A 15,665-nucleotide genomic window follows, 5' to 3' on the forward strand; every position below is an offset into this window, starting at 1 on the left:
GTGCTGGCACGCCCTTACCGCTGTGGCTACTACCCGGTAACGCCGCCGCGGAACGTCGGAGGAGGTCCGGGCTTCGTCTGCCTCACCCCGGTCAGGGACGTCGCGGACCGCCGACCCGGACGCGGCCGTCGGCCACCTCGACCCGGTGCAGCGGCTGCGGGCGGGTGGCGGGGNCACGGGCACTGGATCGCGCCGTCCTGGATGCTGCCCTCGTGCAGCGGGCCGCCCCGGTGGGTGCAGCGGTCCGACATGGCCACGACGTGCCCGTCGGGGTGGCGGGTGAGCAGCACCGGCTGACCGCCGACGTCCACCACCGTCAGCTCGCCCTCCTGGACGTCGGCCTCGGCCGCCACGTCCTGCAGCTCCTGCTCGCGCTCCTCGAAGACGGTGACGTCCACGCCGACGCCGCGGGCGTAGATGAGGTGCCCGCCGAACCACCCGGAGAGCCCGAGCAGGCCCATCGCGGGCAGCGTCAGCAGGAAGCCGGTGCGGTGCATCCCGATCCGCCGGACCAGGTAGCTGGTGGTGTAGAGGCTGAGCGCGCCGGCGTTCATGGCCGCGTGGGCCAGACCGACGCGGCGGCTGGCGCCGGTGGTGCTGGCCCAGTCCGACAGACCGCTGACGACGGCGACGGGTGCGGTGAGCACCCCGACCCCGACGGCCGCCCGGGCTCCCGCGCGCAGGTGCAGCACGTCGAGCACGGCCGCGGTGCTCCAGGCGCCGATCGGCACGGTGACGGCGAGCGGGTGCAGCGGGTGGCCGAGGAAGGTGCCGCTGAGGAGGTCGCGTGCCCACCGCTGCTCGGACACCTTGCTGACGACGGCGGCCAGCTGGTCGGCGGGGCCGTCGAGCCACTCCGCCTCCTCCACGGCGTTGACGACGCGGTCGAGCACGCGGGCGATCAGGGCCGACGGCGTGGGCTGCGAACGGGGCACGGTGCTTCCTTCCTCGGGGCGCGCGAGGTCACCACGACCTCGTGCCTTCCCTACCCCGCCTCCGCCGACCCATCCCTCCGGTCGCGTCCCGGAGCCGGAGGGCTACTGCTGCGGGCGGGCGAGCGCCAGGTCGACCGCGTCGGCGACGCCGTCGTGCCAGGGCCGGCCGTGCCCCGGCAGCACGTTCTTCGCCCCGCACCCGCGCAGCCGGGCCAGCGAGGCGCCGGCCCGGGAGGAGGAGGCGGTGGCGGCGCCGGCCACCAGGCAGGGGCCGGTGCGCGCGGTGTAGGGGTCGAGGGTGACCAGCGCGTCCCCGCTGAGAACCGCGTCGCGGCCGGGCAGCAGCAGGCTGCAGTGCCCCCAGGTGTGCCCCGGCGTGGCGAGGACCTGCAGCCCGCCGGGCACGGGGAGCTCCTCCCCGTCGACCATGGCACGGCAGCCCTGCACCGGCGGGACCCGCAGCGCCCCACCACGCACCATGCTCGTCAGCACGGGCAGCGCCCTCGGGTGCTGCAGCGGGTAGAGCCACCGGGACCGTTCGTGGCCGTAGCGGTAGGGGTGGGCGGCCAGGGCGTGGTCGTCGGCGTGCAGGTAGACCGGGACGCCCGCCTCGACGAAGCGCCGCGCCGTGCCGATGTGGTCGAAGTGGGCGTGGGTCAGCACGAGGGCCGCGGCGCGCTCGACCGACCGGCCGAGCCGGCGCAGCGCGTCCTGCAGCGGCTCCCACGCCGCCGGCAGACCCGCGTCCACCACGGTGACCTCGCCGCCGTCGCGCACCAGGTAGCTGTTCACCCCGTGGTCGGAGACGCACAGGACGTCCTCGGCCACCTCCCACACCCGCGTCTCGTCGCGCATCGTCGTCCTCCCGCCGTCACCGGGGCACTACCCCGCGGCGGGGGAGGCACTCCCCGCGCGGCACGGGACCCCTCACCGCCGGTGGGTCCGGCGGGACGTCCCCTCGACGAGCGACTCCAGGGTGGCGCGGGCGCCCCGCTGGTGCAGCGAGGCCAGGGTCCTCCGATAGGCGGCGAGGAAGCGCTCGGACGAGGCCAGGTCGCCGAAGAGCCGCTCGTCGCGCACGAAGACGTCCGGGTCGTCGCCGTGCACCTGGGCGCGGGCCAGGGGCACCAGCTGCTCCGCGAGCTGGTCGACCACGATGATCGGCTCACCCTGCTCGTCGGTGCCCTCGGCGTACCGGGCCCAGGAGGCCACCACCGCCGCCGAGAGCTCGACCGGCCCTCCGGCCGCGAGGTTCTCGCGGATCACCGGGACCAACCACGTCGGGATCCGGTCGGAGGACTCCGCGCACAGCCGCGCCACGGTGTCCTTGACGTGGGGGTTGGAGAACCGCTCGACCAGCGTCGCGCGATAGGCGGGCAGGTCGACACCGGGGACGGGCGGCAGCGTCGGCGTGGCCTCCTCGCTCATGTACGCCAGCAGGAAGTCGGCGAAGAGCGGGTCCTGGCACGCCTCGTGCACCAGCCGGTAGCCGGCCAGGTAGCCGAAGTAGCACAGGGCCTGGTGCGAGGCGTTCAGCAGCCGCAGCTTCATCAGCTCGTACGGGGTGACGTCCGCGACCAGCTGGACGCCGACCCGGTCGAGCTCGGGACGGCCGAGCGGGAAGTGGTCCTCGAGGACCCACTGGGTGAACGGCTCGGCCACCACCGGCCAGGGATCCTCGACGCCCCACCGGTGCAGCACCTCGGCGCGGTCGTCGTCGGTGGTGACCGGGGTGATCCGGTCCACCATGCAGCTGGGGAAGGCGACGTGCTCGAGCACCCAGTCGCCGAGGGCGGGATCGACAGCGCGCGCGAAGGCGCCGAAGGCCCGGCGGGCGACGTCCCCGTTGTGCGGGATGTTGTCGCAGCTCATCACGGTGAAGGGCTGGATGCCGCGCTGACGGCGCAGGTCCAGGGCGGCGCTCACCAGGCCGAAGATGGTGGCCGGCGGCTGCGTCCCGCTGAGGTCGGCCCTGACGGCGGCAGCGCCCAGGTCGAACTCACCGGTCGCCGGGTCCAGGTTGTAGCCACCCTCGGTGACGGTGAGGCTGACGATGCGCACGGCGGGGTCTGCCAGCCGGTCGACCACCCGCTGGGGGTCGTCGGGGGCGTACAGGTAGTCCACGACCGAGCCGACCACCCGCGGCTCGAGCGTGCCGTCGGGGTGCTTGAGGACCAGGGTGTACAGCCCGTCGGTGCGCCTCAGGGCGTCGCGCATGGCGGCGTCCCGCGGCATCAGCCCCACACCGCAGATCCCCCACTCCATCGCCAGACCCTGCTCCATCAACGCGTCGAGGTACATCGCCTGGTGGGCGCGGTGGAAGTTGCCGAGACCCAGGTGGACGATGCCGGTGCGCACCCGGCTCCGGTCGTATCGGGGCCGCAGGACCTCGGCGGGCAGGGCGTCCAGGGTCGAGGCACGCAGCGGCACCGTCCGGGTGGGGGCGGGTTCGTGACGGGTCGGTGGCATGGGATGGCCCTTCTGATCGTCCTGCTGTCTGGTCCCGGGGCCCCGGTCAGGCATGTTCTTCGTCCTCGTCGAGGTCCGAGAGGTGGCGCAGAGCCACGCGGTCCACGCCCGGCAGCTCCACCAGCTGGGGGATGAGGTCGCGGACGGGCGGCCGGCCGTGGAACCGGATGTCCATGATCACCACCGTCCGGTCGCCGACCGTCGAGCGTCGGCTCCGCTCGATCGAGCTGGTGAACCCGCACGACGTGGCGACGGAGAGCACCTCTCGCAGCACACCGGCGCCGTCGGCGTAGGTCACCCGGAGCAGACGCTTGCGGTCCGGGTCGGGGAGCTTGCGGACCAGCGGGGCCACGACGAACAGCGTGACGAGGTGGAGGACGGTCAGCGCGACGGCCAGCGAGAGCATCCCCGACCCGCAGGCCATGCCCACCGCCGCGGCGACCCACACCGTGGCCGCGGTGGTCAGCCCGCGGACGACGCTGCGGCCCTTGAAGATCACCCCTGCTCCGAGGAACCCGATCCCGGACACGATCTGGGCGGCGATCCGGGAGGGGTCCAGGTTGACGTCGCTGCCGAGGACGGCGGAGAAGCCGTAGGCGGAGACCAGCGTGAAGGCGCAGGAGCCGAGGCCGACCAGGACGTGGGTGCGGTACCCGGCCGCCTTGTGACGGAGCTGGCGCTCGATGCCGACGAGGGAGCACAGCACGAAGGTCGCCAGCAGGAGCTCGAGCTCGATCAGGCTGGTGCGGGTCAGGATCCCGACGAGGGGCTCCAAGGGTGGTACCTCCGTAGATCTTCGGCAGGACCCGGACATACGCTGCTCGCGGCGGCCACCGCTGCGCGGCGCGGACGGTGCCGGACGGGCTGCCCGGGTCGGTCTGCCGTCCTGGGTGACGGGCCCCGCCATCTCACGAGCGTCGCGGAGCGGCCCGGTGGCGGCCGCTCAACGATGCACCATCCTGCTCCGATGTGGACAGGCCGTGCTCAAATGAGCGCCCGGTCGCCCCGCTGCCACGGAACCCCTAGCCTCTCCCGGGTTGGACGCCCGACCGCGACGGAGCACGGGGCAGAAGGGATACCGAGGATGACCACAGTCGACGCCGCCCCTCCGGCCCCGTCTGCTCGCAGACGCTCGGCGCTGCGGCGTCGCCAGCGCCGGGGCGCCGCCCTCTTCGCGCTGTTCGCCTTCCCCAACCTCGCCCTGATCGCGGTCTTCGCCTACTGGCCCGTGCTCGCCAACCTGTACCTCAGCCTCACCAGCTGGGACTTCATCGCCCCGGAGCCGATCTTCGTCGGGCTGGCCAACTACACCCGGTTGCTCACCTCGGCGATGTTCCTCGACGTCATGGCGACGACCCTCACCTGGGTGGTCGTGGTCGTCGGGGTCAGCCTCGTGCTCGGCGTGGCGCTGGCTGCCCTCTTCTCGATGAAGGTCCCCGGGACCACGGTCGTCACCGGCATCGTCTTCACGCCCCACGTCGTCTCCGGAGCCGCGATCGCGGCGGTGTGGCTGTTCATCTTCGACCCCAACTACGGACTGGCCCGGGTCGCGTTCGACCTCGTGGGCATGAGCTCGCCGGCCTGGACGACCGACGCGGAGTGGGCTCTCCCGGCCCTGCTCGTCGTCTCGATCTGGAAGGGGGTTGGCTTCGTCTCCATCGTCTACCTCGCGGGCATGCAGGGGCTCCCGTCGGAGGTGCTCGAGGCGGCGCGGATCGACGGTGCGAACCGCTGGCGGACCTTCACCCGGGTCGTCCTGCCGCTGCTCTCCCCGACCACCTTCTTCCTGGTCATCACGCAGACGATCGGCGCGTTCCAGGCCTTCGACGTCATCGCCATCATGACCGGCGGCGGGCCCGCCGGCGCCACCACGACGCTCAGCTGGCTCATCTACGACCAGGCCTTCGCCCGCTCCAACGTGGGCTACTCCGCAGCAGCCGGGACGGTCATGTTCGTGATCCTGATGGTGATCACCGTGCTGCAGTTCCGGTTCGTCGAGAAGAAGGTGCACTACTGATGACTGCCGCGACGATCCCGCCCGCGCACCTGCAGGACCCGGACGGCACGCAGGGGCCGCAGCCGGCGCCCCGACGCTCCCGCGGCGTCCGTGCGCTGCGCCGCCACTGGTGGGGCTTCCTGCTGCTCGTCGCCGCCGCGCTCGTCTTCGTCATCCCGCTCTACCTGCTGGTGACGACGGCGTTCAAGACCAACTCCGAGATCTACGTCTGGCCCCCCAAGCTCCTGCCCACCGAGCTCACCTGGGACAACCTGCGCACGGCGTGGCAGCTGGCCCCCTTCGACGCCTTCATCGCCAACTCGGTGGTCGTCACCGTCGTGGGGTCGATCGGCAAGGTCCTGCTCGCCGTGTTCACCGCCTACGCCTTCGCGTTCCTGCCCTTCCCCGGCAAGAAGATCCTGTTCCTGGTGATGCTGGGCGCCCTCATGGTGCCCGGCCACGTCACGCTGCTGGTCAACTACATCACCATCGGCAACATGGGCCTGATCAACACCTACGCCGGGCTCATCCTCCCCGGGGTCGGGTCGGCCTTCGGCACCTTCCTGCTGCGTCAGCACTTCATGTCGCTGCCGAAGGAGGTCTTCGAGGCCGCGGAGGTCGACGGCGCCGGCCACCTCCGCAAGCTGGTCTCGATGGTGCTGCCGATGTCGGTCCCCGCCGTGGCGACCGTCGCCCTGGTCGCGGTGATCGACGAGTGGAACAGCTTCGTGTGGCCGCTCATCATCACCAACTCCGTCAACATGCGGACCCTGCCCGTCGGCCTGATGTACCTGAAGGCGAACGACGGCATGACCTCCTGGGGCGTGCTCATGTCGGGGACGCTCATCGTCGTCCTGCCCATGCTGCTCGTCTTCCTCCTCGCCCAGCGCTACATCGTCACCGGGCTGACCGGTGCCGCCGCCGGCAGCGGGCGCTGACACCGCCGGACCCCTCCACCCGCCATCCGGACCACCGAAATCGAAGGAGAACCATGCCCATCCCCAGATCGCCACGACGAGGCCACGCCGGTCGCCTGGCGACCGGTCTCACCCGGCGGCAGGTGCTCACCGCCGGGGCCGTCACGGCCACCGTGCCGCTGCTGGCCGGCTGCTTCGGCGGCGGAGCGGGATCCGACACGGTCTACGAGCAGCCCAGCGGCGACGTGCCCGCGGAGTTCCAGGACCGGCAGCGGGTCGTGCTGTGGAGCAACTGGACCTCGAACAACGCCAAGGTGCTGCAGGAGAACATCGACGCCTTCCACGAGGCCCAGAGCGACATCTTCTGCGAGATCCAGATCTTCGAGGGCTACGACAACGTGGAGGCCAAGCTCGCGGCCAGCCTGCAGGCGAAGCAGGTCCCCGACATCTCCGTGCTGAGCGACGTGGTGTGGAACCGCTTCTACCTCAACGACGCCCTCGAGCCCCTGACCGGCTACTTCGACGACAGCTTCGGCACCGACTCGTTCCACGAGCGGTTCCTGGCCGAGGGGACGGTCAAGGACGACATCTTCTGGCTGCCCTTCGGCCGCTCGACCCCGCTGTTCTACTACAACCGCGACATCTTCGCCGAGGTCGGCCTGCCCGACCGCGCCCCGGAGACGTACGAGGAGTACCGGGAGTGGGCCAAGGAGCTGAAGGGCTACTCCTCCGGCGGCAACGACGTGGCCATGCGCGCCTACACCGGCGCCGACGACTGGTACTTCCAGGGGTCGTCCTGGGCCTTCGGGGGCGGCTACTCCGACGGCCTGGACATGCTCCTCACCTCCGAGGCCACCGTGGCGGCGCTCGAGTTCGACCGCGCCTTCATCCACGACGACGGCGCCGGGTACCTGTCGAGCGACCCGTCCGGGGACTTCGTCGCCGGCTCTGCGGCGACCGTGCTGGAGTCCACCGGCTCGCTGCGCGGCATCCTGGACGCCGCCGAGTTCGAGGTCGGCTGCGGGTTCCTACCGACCCAGCAGACCACCGGTGTCCCGACCGGCGGCGGCGGGGTGTCGATCTTCCGGTACGCCTCCGACGAGCGCAAGCAGGCGGCGTGGGAGGTCATCAAGTTCCTCTCGACGGGCGAGCCGTCGGTGCGGTGGACGCTCGGTACCGGCTACATGCCGACCACCAAGGCCGCCCTGGAGTCCGCCGAGGTGCAGCAGCGCGCCGAGGAGAACCCGAACTTCCGCGTCGCGATCGACCAGCTCGACGTGGCCCGCGGTCCGGACGTCGTGCGCCGGTACGTGCCCGAGTGCGTCCCGGAGGCCAAGACCGTCATCCAGGCGGTGTACTCCGGGGGCGCCGACCCGGAGCCGACCCTGGCGACGATGCAGGCCAACCTGGAGCCGGCCGTCGAGAAGATCCGTCCGCTCTACGAGCAACGAGTGGGGAGCTGAGATGACGTTGCTGATCGTCGGCCACCGCGGTGCGATGGCCCACGCGCCCGAGAACAGCCTGCAGTCCTACGCCCTGGCCGAGGAGGTCGGCGTGGACGAGATCGAGCTGGACGTGCGCCTCAGCAAGGACGGGGAGCTCTTCCTGCTGCACGACGCCACCTTGGACCGGACGGCCGGGGACGACGCGGCCCGCGGGCTGGGCCCCGCGGCCGAGCTGACCCTGACCCAGCTGCAGGCCGTGGTGCTGAACTCCGGTCGCGGCGTCGTGACGCTCGCGGAGATGTACGCCGCGACGACCACCTTCATCCAGCTGGAGATCAAGGACCCCGCGACGGTGCCGGCGCTGGCCCGGTACTTCGCGGCGCACCCGGCGGATGCGGGGCGGACCATCCTGACCAGCTTCCACCCCGACGCCCTGCGGCACGCCGCCGAGCTGATGCCGACGATCGGCCGGTGCATCATCGTCCAGGCGCTGGCCGATGCGGAGCGCTTCGAGGGCGGCTGGCGGGGCCTGCTGGACCACACCCGCGCCACCCGGTTCGCCTGCGGCTTCCAGGACCTCACCCAGGACGTCGTGGACGCCCTCCACGACCTGGGCGTCGAGGTCCACGTGTGGCCCTGCCGCACGGTGGACGACGTCCGCCGGGCGGTCGAGCTGGGCGCCGACGGCACCACCTCCGACGACCCCGCCCAGGCGATGTCGTGGCTCCAGCAGGTGCTCGGCGAGCGGACCGCGGCGAGCTGAGCCGCCCTCCGACGGGTCGCCGCGGGCCGCACCGGCCCGCGGCGACCCGGGGGAGCACGGCGTCACACGGCCAGCGCCGCCCGGGCGCAGCGCGCGTCGGTGATCACGACGTGGCAGATACCTGAGCGGAGCGTCGCGATGAGTGCGCGCTCCTTGCCCGCACCTCCGCCGATGCCCACCCGGGCGGGCACCCTGCGCAGCGACTCCTCGGAGATGCCGACGAACCTCCCCTCCAGCCCGGGCACGGTGTTGCCGTCGATGTCCAGCAGCATGGTCCCGATCTCGGCGACGACCCCCTCGTTCTCGAAGGCTTCGCGCTCCCCGAGCTCGGTCAGCTGGCGGGCCAGCAGTGACGCCTCGGGCCAGCCACCGATGGTGAGGAAGGTCTTCACCACGTGGTCCATGCGGCGCATCGTCCGCTGGATGGAGGGGTGCTGCAGCAGGACGTGCGCGCGGGGGTCCTTCATGAGCAGCGCCGGCGCGTACAGGGGGTAGGTGGCGCCGCCGCTGGCGCGGCCGATGTTGGAGATGACCTCGACCCCGTCCTCCAGCCGCGGGGCTCCCACGCCGGTGAGCTGCACGATGTCGGCGGAGGGCAGCTGCGAGATCAGCCGGGAGGCGAGCACCAGGGTGCGTCCCGGCGCGAAGCCGACGACGTCGTCCTCCTCGATGTCGTCGAGGATGTAGCGGGCCGTGATCCGGGCGATCGCCTCGCGGGCCTCGGTCGCGTTGGTCGACTGCGTGGCCACGACGAGCGCCGAGCGCAGCCCGTAACGCTGGGCCAGTCGTGCGGAGAGGTCGACGTCGACCGGATCGGGGACCTTGGCCGTCACCTCGATCAGCCCCAGCTCCCGTGCCCTCCTGACCATGCGCGCCGTGGCGAAGCGGGACTTCCCGATCTCCTCCGCGATGTCGTTGACCGCCCGGCCGTGGGCGAGGTTCTGCATCGCGACGTAGGTGTGGAGAACCACCTGGTCGATCGGTAGCCGTCTGCTCATACGAGCATGGTAGGTCAACGGATGTGCGGTTTGTCCTACCGTGACGTCCACACCCCGGAGACGACGGGAGACAGCTGCCGCCATCGGGCAGCCGGCCCCGGAACGGAGACCCCCCATGGCGAGCACGACCCCTCCCACCTTCCCGACGGGCGGTGCAGGACCGGTCGACGGTGCCCCGGGCGCTCCCGGCACCGACGAGCACGAGGCCTGGGCCGCCGACCTCGCGGCGGGTCGGCAGGTCGAGATCGCCGGCGTGCTGTGCGACATGGACGGCACGCTGGTCGACTCCGTCCCGGCGGTGGAGGACGCGTGGCGCGCGCTCGCCGGTGAGTACGGCGTCCCCGTGCCCGGGGCGGGTCTGCACGGTCGCACCGCCGAGGCGGTGGTGGCCGCACTCGACATCCCTGCCCAGGAGCGCCCGCGGGCGGTGCAGCGGCTGAACGAGATCGAGTCCCGCGACGGGCAGCTGCTGGACCCGCTGCCGGGCGTGCGGGCGTTCCTCACGGCCCTCCCCGCGGACAGGTGGGGGATCGTCACCTCCGCCTCGGGGCCCGTGGCGCGTGCCCGGTTCGGCGCCGCGGGACTGCCCCGCCCCGCGTTCGTGGTGAGCGGCGACGACGTCGCAGCCGGCAAGCCGGCCCCGGAACCCTTCGCCCGAGGGCTCCGAGAGCTGCGACGGCGGGGTCTCCGCGGCCCGGTGCTCGCCCTGGAGGACACCCACGCCGGACTGCGGTCCGCGCGGGCGGCCGGCTGCCTGGCCGTCGGCGTCACCGGCACCCAGCGCCACGACGAGCTCGCCCTGCGCGCCCACCACGTCATCGACTCGCTGGAGGCGCTGCGGGTGCGCGTCAGCGGTCGTCGGCTCACCGTGGCCGCCGTCGGCGCCGATCGCCCCGGCCTCTGACCCGGCCGACGTCCGCCCGGGTCTCCGCACCGGGGCCGCGCCGGGTCGGGCGGCTGACGAAGCCGTTGCCACCGCCACCCACGTAGGAGAGGAACAGCGTGACGACCACCAGGTCACCGATCGGATGCCACGGCTCGGTCTGGACGGGCAGCTTCGACGAGGCAGGTCTCAGGACGGCCTTCCGCGGCACCGCGGAGGCCGGCTTCGACCTCGTCGAGCTGCCGGTCTTCGACCCGCAGAGCTGGCCCGTGGAGCTCACCCGGAGGTTGGCCGCCGAGTACGACCTGGCGACGACCGCCTCGTTGGGTCTGACCGACGACGTGGACATCAGCTCCGAGGACCCCGCGACCGTCCGTCGCGGGGAGGACCACCTCAGGGCGGTGCTCCAGGTCCTGCACGAGGTGGGCGCCTCGCACCTGGTCGGGGTCATCTACGGCCCCATGAAGAAGCACCAGCGGCCGGCCACCGAGAGAGAGGTGCGCAACGGTCAGGAGGCGATGCGCCGACTGGCCACGTACGCCGCCGCCCTCGGCATCCGGCTCGGGGTGGAGATCGTGAACCGCTACGAGTCGAACATCTTCAACACGGCTGCCCAGGGACGCGTCTACGTCGAGGAGGTGGGCGCTGACAACCTCGGGGTGCATCTCGACACCTACCACATGAACATCGAGGAGTCGGGCATGTTCGCGCCGGTCCTCGAGACCGCGCGGTGCCTGGAGTACGTCCACGTCGGCGAGAGCCACCGTGGCTACCTCGGCACGGGGACCGTGGACTTCGGGTCCTTCTTCCGAGCCCTCCAGCTGGTGGGCTACCGGGGACCGGTCGTCTTCGAGTCGTTCTCCTCGGCGGTCGTGGACCCCGATCTCACCGCCACCCTCGGCATCTGGCGGAACCTGTGGCGCGACGGCGCCGATCTCGGCGCCCACGCCAGCACGTTCATCCGCAGCAGCCTGCGCGCCGTCGAGACGCTCGACCTGCACCGACCCCCGCGACCCGGCACCGACCCCGCACGAGAGGACACGACCCCATGAACACCGCCGCTGTGATGACCGCCCTGGGCCAGATCACCCTGCAGGACCGGCCGATGCCGCAGGCAGGTCCTGGCAGGGCGGTGGTCAAGGTCCACGCCGTCGGTGTCTGCGGATCCGACACCACCTACTACCGCCACGGCCGCATCGGCGACTGGGTCGTCGACGGGGAGATCGTCCTCGGTCACGAGGCCGCCGGTGAGGTGGTGGAGGTCGGCGCCGGCGTCACCGGGCTCGCCGTCGGGACCCGGGTGGCCATCGAGCCCGGCACTCCCTGCCGTGGCTGCGCGCAGTGCATGGCCGGGCGCTACCACCTGTGCCCCGAGCTGGAGTTCCTGGCCACCCCGCCGTTCGACGGCGCGCTCGTGCAGTACCTGGAGCTCGACGCCCGCACCCTCTTCCCCATCCCCGACACCATGACCTACGAGCAGGCGGCCATGGTGGAGCCGCTGTCGGTCGGCATCTGGGCCTGCCGGCGGGCGCCGTTGCGACCGGGCGACGACGTCCTGGTCACCGGCGCGGGTCCGGTCGGAGTGCTCGCCGCGCAGGCCGCACGGGCCCTCGGTGCGCGCTCCGTCACCATCAGCGACGTGTCGGACTTCCGCCTGCAGCTGGCGGAGGGGCTGGGCTTCACGGTCGAGAGGGCCGACCAACCCGGACGGGGCCGCTTCGACGTGCTCCTCGAGTGCGCCGGGGCTCCCGGGGTCCTCGCGGCCGGCATGGACCGGCTGCGGGAGGCAGGGCGAGCGGCCATGGTGGGCCTGCCGAAGCAGTCCGTGGAGCTGCCGCTCTCGGTCCTGAACCGCAGAGAGGTGTCGTTGGCGCTGGTGAACCGCTACCAGGACACCTGGCCCCTGGGGATCGCGCTGATCGCCTCCGGCCGGGTGGTCGTCGACGACCTGCAGACCCACTCCTTCCCCCTGGCGGACACCGCGACCGCCCTGGAGACCGGCTCCCGGGACCCCCGGTCCATGAAGTCGATCATCTACCCCCAGCAGGTCTGACGACCGGTGCACCGCCATCGCCTCGGCGGCCTTCCGCGAGGCGGCGGAGGAGAGCGGGCTGCAGCGAGTCGTGCCGCTCACCCTGGTCCTGGCCGAGTTCGAGGCGCGGCTGCGCGCGGTGGTGGAGACGGTCCGGCGGCTGCAGCGGACGCGACAGGGGCGGTGGCCCGCGGTCACCGCCCCTGCGCCGTGCTGGTCAGGGCTCGAAGGCCCGGTGGTGTCAGGCCGTGGTGGTCAGGGCTTGAAGGCGTCCTTGACCTTCTCGCCGGCCTGCTTGAGGCCGCCCGCGGTCTGGTCCGCCTGTCCCTCGGCCTGCAGGTCGCGGTCGCCGGTGGCGTCTCCCGCGGCCTCCTTGGCCTTGCCGCCCATCTCCTGGGCCTTGTTCCTCAACTTGTCGTCGGCACCCATCGTGTCTCCCTTCGTTGGAATCGCTGACGGAGAGCTCCGTGGTTCCAGTGAACCACCGGTGCGAAGCACGGGGGGTGGGTGGCGAGCCCACCGGCCGCTTCTTGACCGATGGGCTCACCGGGGCAGCGCGAGGCTGCACCCTCGTCCTACCCCGCTCGCGGCGAGATAACGAACATCCGGTTCGTCGGTGTCGGGGCGGGTGCGCCGGGCGGTCTGCTGGAGCCCTCCCCGGGCGGTCAGGTGCCCAGGTCGAGCAGGACCTGCGGGTAGTTGGTGATGATCCCGTCGACGCCCCAGGCGCGGGCGCGTCGCATCGCCCGGCCGTCGTCGACGGTCCAGACGTTGATCGCCAGGCCGTGGTCGTGGACGGCCGTCACGGTGGCCTCGTCGAGCACCTCCAGGCCCGGGTTCACCTGGTGGGCCCAGCCGGCGGCGGCGGCGATGTCCTCGACGCCCGGGCGAGCGGCGAACAGCGCGCCGACGGTCATCTCGGGGGCCAGCTCGGCGTAGCGGCGCAGCCAGCCGTGGTCGAAGCTCTGCACCACCATCCGTCCCGCGCGGGTGGACTCCTCGTGGTGCGGCAGCGACCGCAGCACCTGGTCGAGCTGGTGCTCGATGCCGGGGTAGAGCGCCGGCGCCTTGACCTCCAGCAGCATGCCGGAGCGCGTGCCCACCGCGTCCAGCCACTCCTGCAGGGTGGGGACGCGCTCGCCGGCGAACTCCTCGGCGAACCAGCTCCCGGCGTCCAGCCGCCTGATCTCGGCCAGGGTCAGGTCGCCGACCCGCCAGGGGGCCCGGTCGGGGAAGACCTGCTCGACGTCGGTGGTGCGGGACAGGGTCGCGTCGTGCACGACCACCAGCTCGCCGTCCGCGGTCCGGTGGATGTCGTTCTCGACCATGTCCGCGCCCTGGCGGACCGCCGCGTGCACGGCGGCCAGCGTGTTCTCCGGCGCGATGCCCGACGAGCCGCGGTGGGCGATGACGGCGACGTCGTCGCGGCCGGGTGCCCTCGCGGCCGTCAGCACGCCGGTCGTCGCCGGGGCCGGCGGCGCGAGCAGGTCCGCCTCGACAGCCGGGGCGGCAGGGAAGGGGGAGCGACGCACGGGACCTCCGGCGGAGTGGGGACCACCGGGGAGGCGGTCGGCTGCCCCCGATCCGAGTGCCGGGCGGTGAACGGGCGGTGACGCCCGTCCGTGCCGGGCCCCAACGCCGCCCCAACCTTCGGCGACCCCGCGGGCCCCCGGGCCCGGCCGGCGCGGGAGCCGCCGCCCGGCTCACCTGCCGACGGCGTCCAGGGCGGAGCGGGTGCGCTGGTACTGCTCCGCGGTCAGCGGGCCGCGCTGCAGCGCCGCCACGTCGTCCTCGACCTGCCCGCGGGTGCGGAAACCGGGCAGCGGGACGGTCCGCGGGTCCCGGGCCCAGATCCAGCCGAGGGCGCCCTGGGCCAGACTGCGCCCGTCCTCGGTCAGGATCTCCCGCACGGTGTCGACCGCGGCCAGGTAGCCCGGGTCGGGACGCCCGCCGGTGAACCACCGCAACCACTCCGGCTGCCGGCCACGGACGTCGTCGTCGGGGAGCCGGCTCTCGGCGGTGTAGCGACCACCCAGCAGGCCCATGGCCAGCGGCGAGCGGCACAGCGCCGCCAGGTCGTGCTCGGCGCACAGCGCGAGCATCGCCGGGTTGTCGTCGAGCACGTTGAGCTCGATCTGCATGGCCGTGCAGTGCGGCGCGTCGGCGAAGAGCCCCGCGATCTCGGGGTCGTCCGTGCTGACCCCCCACCAGGCCACCGAGCCCTCGGCGACCAGGTCCTCCAGCACCGCCACCAGGTCCTCCGCCTCGGCGGTGCTGACCCCGGAGTGGTGCAGCTGGTAGAGGTCGATGCGCTCGCGGCGCAGCCGGCGCAGCGACGCCTGCGCGGCCCGGCGGACGTAGCCGGGGGAGACGTCCACGCCGGTCAGCTGCCGGGTGGACTCGTCGATGACGTTGCCGAACTTGGTGGCCACCAGCACCTCGGGGTGGTCGCCCAGCACCTCGCCCAGCAGGCGTTCGCTGTGCCCGGCGCCGTAGGCGTCGGCGGTGTCGAACAGCGTGACGCCGAGCTCGACGCCCCGCCGGATCGCGGCGCGGGACTCGTCGTCGTCGGAGCCGGTGTAGCCGAGCGGCTGGTCGCCGGAGGCCATCGCCCCGCCGATGGCCCAGCCCCCGAGCCCGAGCGCGCTCACCTCGATCCCCGAGCGGCCGAGTCGCCGGGTCCCGGTCCAGCCGTCGTGCTGCGTGGTCATCTGCGTCCACCTCCCGTAGGCCGTCGCCCGGCTGGCGACCGCTGGGGGCCAGCCTGCCAGCCGGCCGGGCGGGCCGTCGCGGGCGTTCCCGGACCGCCGACCACCGAGAGCCTGCCGGCCGACCGAAGAAACCTCTTGCGGCTGCAAAACGATACACGTATCGTTTTGCGTAACGATACGCACGCGGAAGGAGAGGTCCATGTACCTGCTGAACACCATCGAGCCGGCCCTCCGGTTCCCGAGGTCGGCGCGACCCGACGCGGTCGCCACGACCCCGGACGAGACCCTGCGCGACGAGCGCTCCAGCTGGGCGGTCGTGCTCGCGGCCGTCCGACCCGGCGCGGCGCCGGCGCCCCGGCCGGCGGACCGGGAGCCGGAGCCGTCCCCGGCCCTGCCGGTCGCGACCGTCGCCTGCGGTGCCCTGGCCCGCGGCTAGGCTCGGCCCAGGGCAGGACGACCTGGGAGGTGCCGGTGTGGGTGGGGTGACGATGAAGGACGTCGCCACCCGGCTGGGGG

At 72.7% G+C, this 15,665-nt stretch carries 16 protein-coding genes; 8 read left to right on the plus strand and 8 right to left on the minus strand.

The genetic code is table 11. From position 1 onward, the window contains the following. Positions 1-29 precede the first annotated feature (29 nt). The 4 genes from GC722_RS19125 to GC722_RS03190 form a co-directional block, all read right to left on the minus strand. Positions 30-935, minus strand: a complete 906-nt coding sequence (locus tag GC722_RS19125) for a Rieske 2Fe-2S domain-containing protein (protein ID WP_156607926.1) — start codon at positions 933-935, stop codon at positions 30-32. Between the two features lie 102 nt (positions 936-1,037). Further along, entirely contained in the window at positions 1,038-1,790 is a 753-nt protein-coding gene (locus GC722_RS03180) for an MBL fold metallo-hydrolase (protein WP_156607928.1), read from the minus strand. Positions 1,791-1,862: 72 nt separating this feature from the next. After that, entirely contained in the window at positions 1,863-3,404 is a 1,542-nt protein-coding gene (locus GC722_RS03185) for a mannitol dehydrogenase family protein (RefSeq protein ID WP_156607930.1), read from the minus strand. Between the two features lie 46 nt (positions 3,405-3,450). After that, the gene (locus GC722_RS03190) at positions 3,451-4,179 is read right to left on the minus strand and encodes an MgtC/SapB family protein (RefSeq protein ID WP_231747381.1); all 729 of its coding nucleotides are present in this window, start codon (positions 4,177-4,179) and stop codon (positions 3,451-3,453) included. 309 nt (positions 4,180-4,488) lie between these two features. Between GC722_RS03190 and GC722_RS03195 the strand changes: the two genes are divergently transcribed. The 4 genes from GC722_RS03195 to GC722_RS03210 are packed head-to-tail and all read left to right on the plus strand — an operon-like array spanning position 4,489 to position 8,525. Further along, a complete protein-coding gene (locus GC722_RS03195; RefSeq protein WP_156607934.1) occupies positions 4,489-5,421 on the plus strand; it encodes a carbohydrate ABC transporter permease in 933 nt (310 codons plus the stop codon). Beyond that, positions 5,421-6,338 (plus strand): carbohydrate ABC transporter permease, encoded by a 918-nt coding sequence (locus GC722_RS03200; RefSeq protein WP_156607936.1) that lies wholly within the window; start codon positions 5,421-5,423, stop codon positions 6,336-6,338. The genes GC722_RS03195 and GC722_RS03200 overlap by 1 nt, the downstream gene beginning before the upstream one ends. Positions 6,339-6,391: 53 nt before the next feature. Further along, complete coding sequence (locus tag GC722_RS03205; RefSeq protein ID WP_156607937.1) at positions 6,392-7,780, plus strand: ABC transporter substrate-binding protein; 1,389 nt, start codon at positions 6,392-6,394, stop codon at positions 7,778-7,780. A 1-nt stretch (position 7,781) separates the two neighbouring features. Then, complete coding sequence (locus GC722_RS03210; protein WP_156607939.1) at positions 7,782-8,525, plus strand: glycerophosphodiester phosphodiesterase; 744 nt, start codon at positions 7,782-7,784, stop codon at positions 8,523-8,525. Positions 8,526-8,587: 62 nt separating this feature from the next. Here the strand turns inward: GC722_RS03210 and GC722_RS03215 are convergent, their stop codons facing one another. After that, positions 8,588-9,523 carry a sugar-binding transcriptional regulator gene (locus GC722_RS03215; protein WP_197429734.1) on the minus strand — a complete coding sequence of 312 codons (936 nt, stop codon included), beginning with the start codon at positions 9,521-9,523 and terminating at the stop codon, positions 8,588-8,590. 115 nt (positions 9,524-9,638) lie between these two features. Between GC722_RS03215 and GC722_RS03220 the strand changes: the two genes are divergently transcribed. From GC722_RS03220 to GC722_RS03230, 3 genes are all read left to right on the plus strand, one after another. Then, a complete protein-coding gene (locus GC722_RS03220; RefSeq protein WP_156607943.1) occupies positions 9,639-10,427 on the plus strand; it encodes an HAD family hydrolase in 789 nt (262 codons plus the stop codon). Between the two features lie 98 nt (positions 10,428-10,525). Next, positions 10,526-11,458: a sugar phosphate isomerase/epimerase family protein gene (locus GC722_RS03225; RefSeq protein ID WP_197429735.1), complete on the plus strand. Its 933-nt coding sequence runs from the start codon at positions 10,526-10,528 to the stop codon at positions 11,456-11,458. After that, positions 11,455-12,459, plus strand: coding sequence for an NAD(P)-dependent alcohol dehydrogenase (locus GC722_RS03230; RefSeq protein ID WP_156607945.1), 1,005 nt, complete (start codon positions 11,455-11,457; stop codon positions 12,457-12,459). Before GC722_RS03225 ends, GC722_RS03230 begins: the two co-directional genes overlap by 4 nt. A 234-nt stretch (positions 12,460-12,693) precedes the next feature. Here the strand turns inward: GC722_RS03230 and GC722_RS03235 are convergent, their stop codons facing one another. The 3 genes from GC722_RS03235 to GC722_RS03245 all read right to left on the minus strand — a co-directional run bounded on the left by GC722_RS03235 (position 12,694) and on the right by GC722_RS03245 (position 15,149). Continuing rightward, positions 12,694-12,867: a CsbD family protein gene (locus GC722_RS03235; RefSeq protein ID WP_156607947.1), complete on the minus strand. Its 174-nt coding sequence runs from the start codon at positions 12,865-12,867 to the stop codon at positions 12,694-12,696. Between the two features lie 236 nt (positions 12,868-13,103). Beyond that, on the minus strand, positions 13,104-13,970 hold the full coding sequence (locus tag GC722_RS03240) for a glycerophosphodiester phosphodiesterase (RefSeq protein ID WP_197429736.1): 867 nt from the start codon (positions 13,968-13,970) through the stop codon (positions 13,104-13,106). A 171-nt stretch (positions 13,971-14,141) separates the two neighbouring features. Beyond that, complete coding sequence (locus GC722_RS03245; RefSeq protein ID WP_156607949.1) at positions 14,142-15,149, minus strand: aldo/keto reductase; 1,008 nt, start codon at positions 15,147-15,149, stop codon at positions 14,142-14,144. A 199-nt stretch (positions 15,150-15,348) separates the two neighbouring features. Between GC722_RS03245 and GC722_RS03250 the strand changes: the two genes are divergently transcribed. Continuing rightward, on the plus strand, positions 15,349-15,585 hold the full coding sequence (locus GC722_RS03250) for a hypothetical protein (protein WP_156607951.1): 237 nt from the start codon (positions 15,349-15,351) through the stop codon (positions 15,583-15,585). The last annotated feature ends 80 nt before the right edge of the window (positions 15,586-15,665 follow it).

The organism is Auraticoccus cholistanensis (assembly GCF_009742705.1).
In the GTDB taxonomy this organism is placed as follows: domain Bacteria; phylum Actinomycetota; class Actinomycetes; order Propionibacteriales; family Propionibacteriaceae; genus Auraticoccus; species Auraticoccus cholistanensis.

Excerpts from the sequence above, each read along its gene's own strand:
- GC722_RS03220 (WP_156607943.1), top strand. The coding sequence starts at position 9,639 with ATGGCGAGCACGACCCCTCCCACCTTCCCGACGGGCGGTGCAGGACCG.
- GC722_RS03210 (WP_156607939.1), top strand. The coding sequence starts at position 7,782 with ATGACGTTGCTGATCGTCGGCCACCGCGGTGCGATGGCCCACGCGCCC.
- GC722_RS03180 (WP_156607928.1), bottom strand. The coding sequence starts at position 1,790 with ATGCGCGACGAGACGCGGGTGTGGGAGGTGGCCGAGGACGTCCTGTGC.
- GC722_RS03215 (WP_197429734.1), bottom strand. The coding sequence starts at position 9,523 with ATGAGCAGACGGCTACCGATCGACCAGGTGGTTCTCCACACCTACGTC.
- GC722_RS03205 (WP_156607937.1), top strand. The coding sequence starts at position 6,392 with ATGCCCATCCCCAGATCGCCACGACGAGGCCACGCCGGTCGCCTGGCG.
- GC722_RS03185 (WP_156607930.1), bottom strand. The coding sequence starts at position 3,404 with ATGCCACCGACCCGTCACGAACCCGCCCCCACCCGGACGGTGCCGCTG.
- GC722_RS03250 (WP_156607951.1), top strand. The coding sequence starts at position 15,349 with ATGTACCTGCTGAACACCATCGAGCCGGCCCTCCGGTTCCCGAGGTCG.
- GC722_RS03235 (WP_156607947.1), bottom strand. The coding sequence starts at position 12,867 with ATGGGTGCCGACGACAAGTTGAGGAACAAGGCCCAGGAGATGGGCGGC.
- GC722_RS03245 (WP_156607949.1), bottom strand. The coding sequence starts at position 15,149 with ATGACCACGCAGCACGACGGCTGGACCGGGACCCGGCGACTCGGCCGC.
- GC722_RS03200 (WP_156607936.1), top strand. The coding sequence starts at position 5,421 with ATGACTGCCGCGACGATCCCGCCCGCGCACCTGCAGGACCCGGACGGC.
- GC722_RS03230 (WP_156607945.1), top strand. The coding sequence starts at position 11,455 with ATGAACACCGCCGCTGTGATGACCGCCCTGGGCCAGATCACCCTGCAG.
- GC722_RS03195 (WP_156607934.1), top strand. The coding sequence starts at position 4,489 with ATGACCACAGTCGACGCCGCCCCTCCGGCCCCGTCTGCTCGCAGACGC.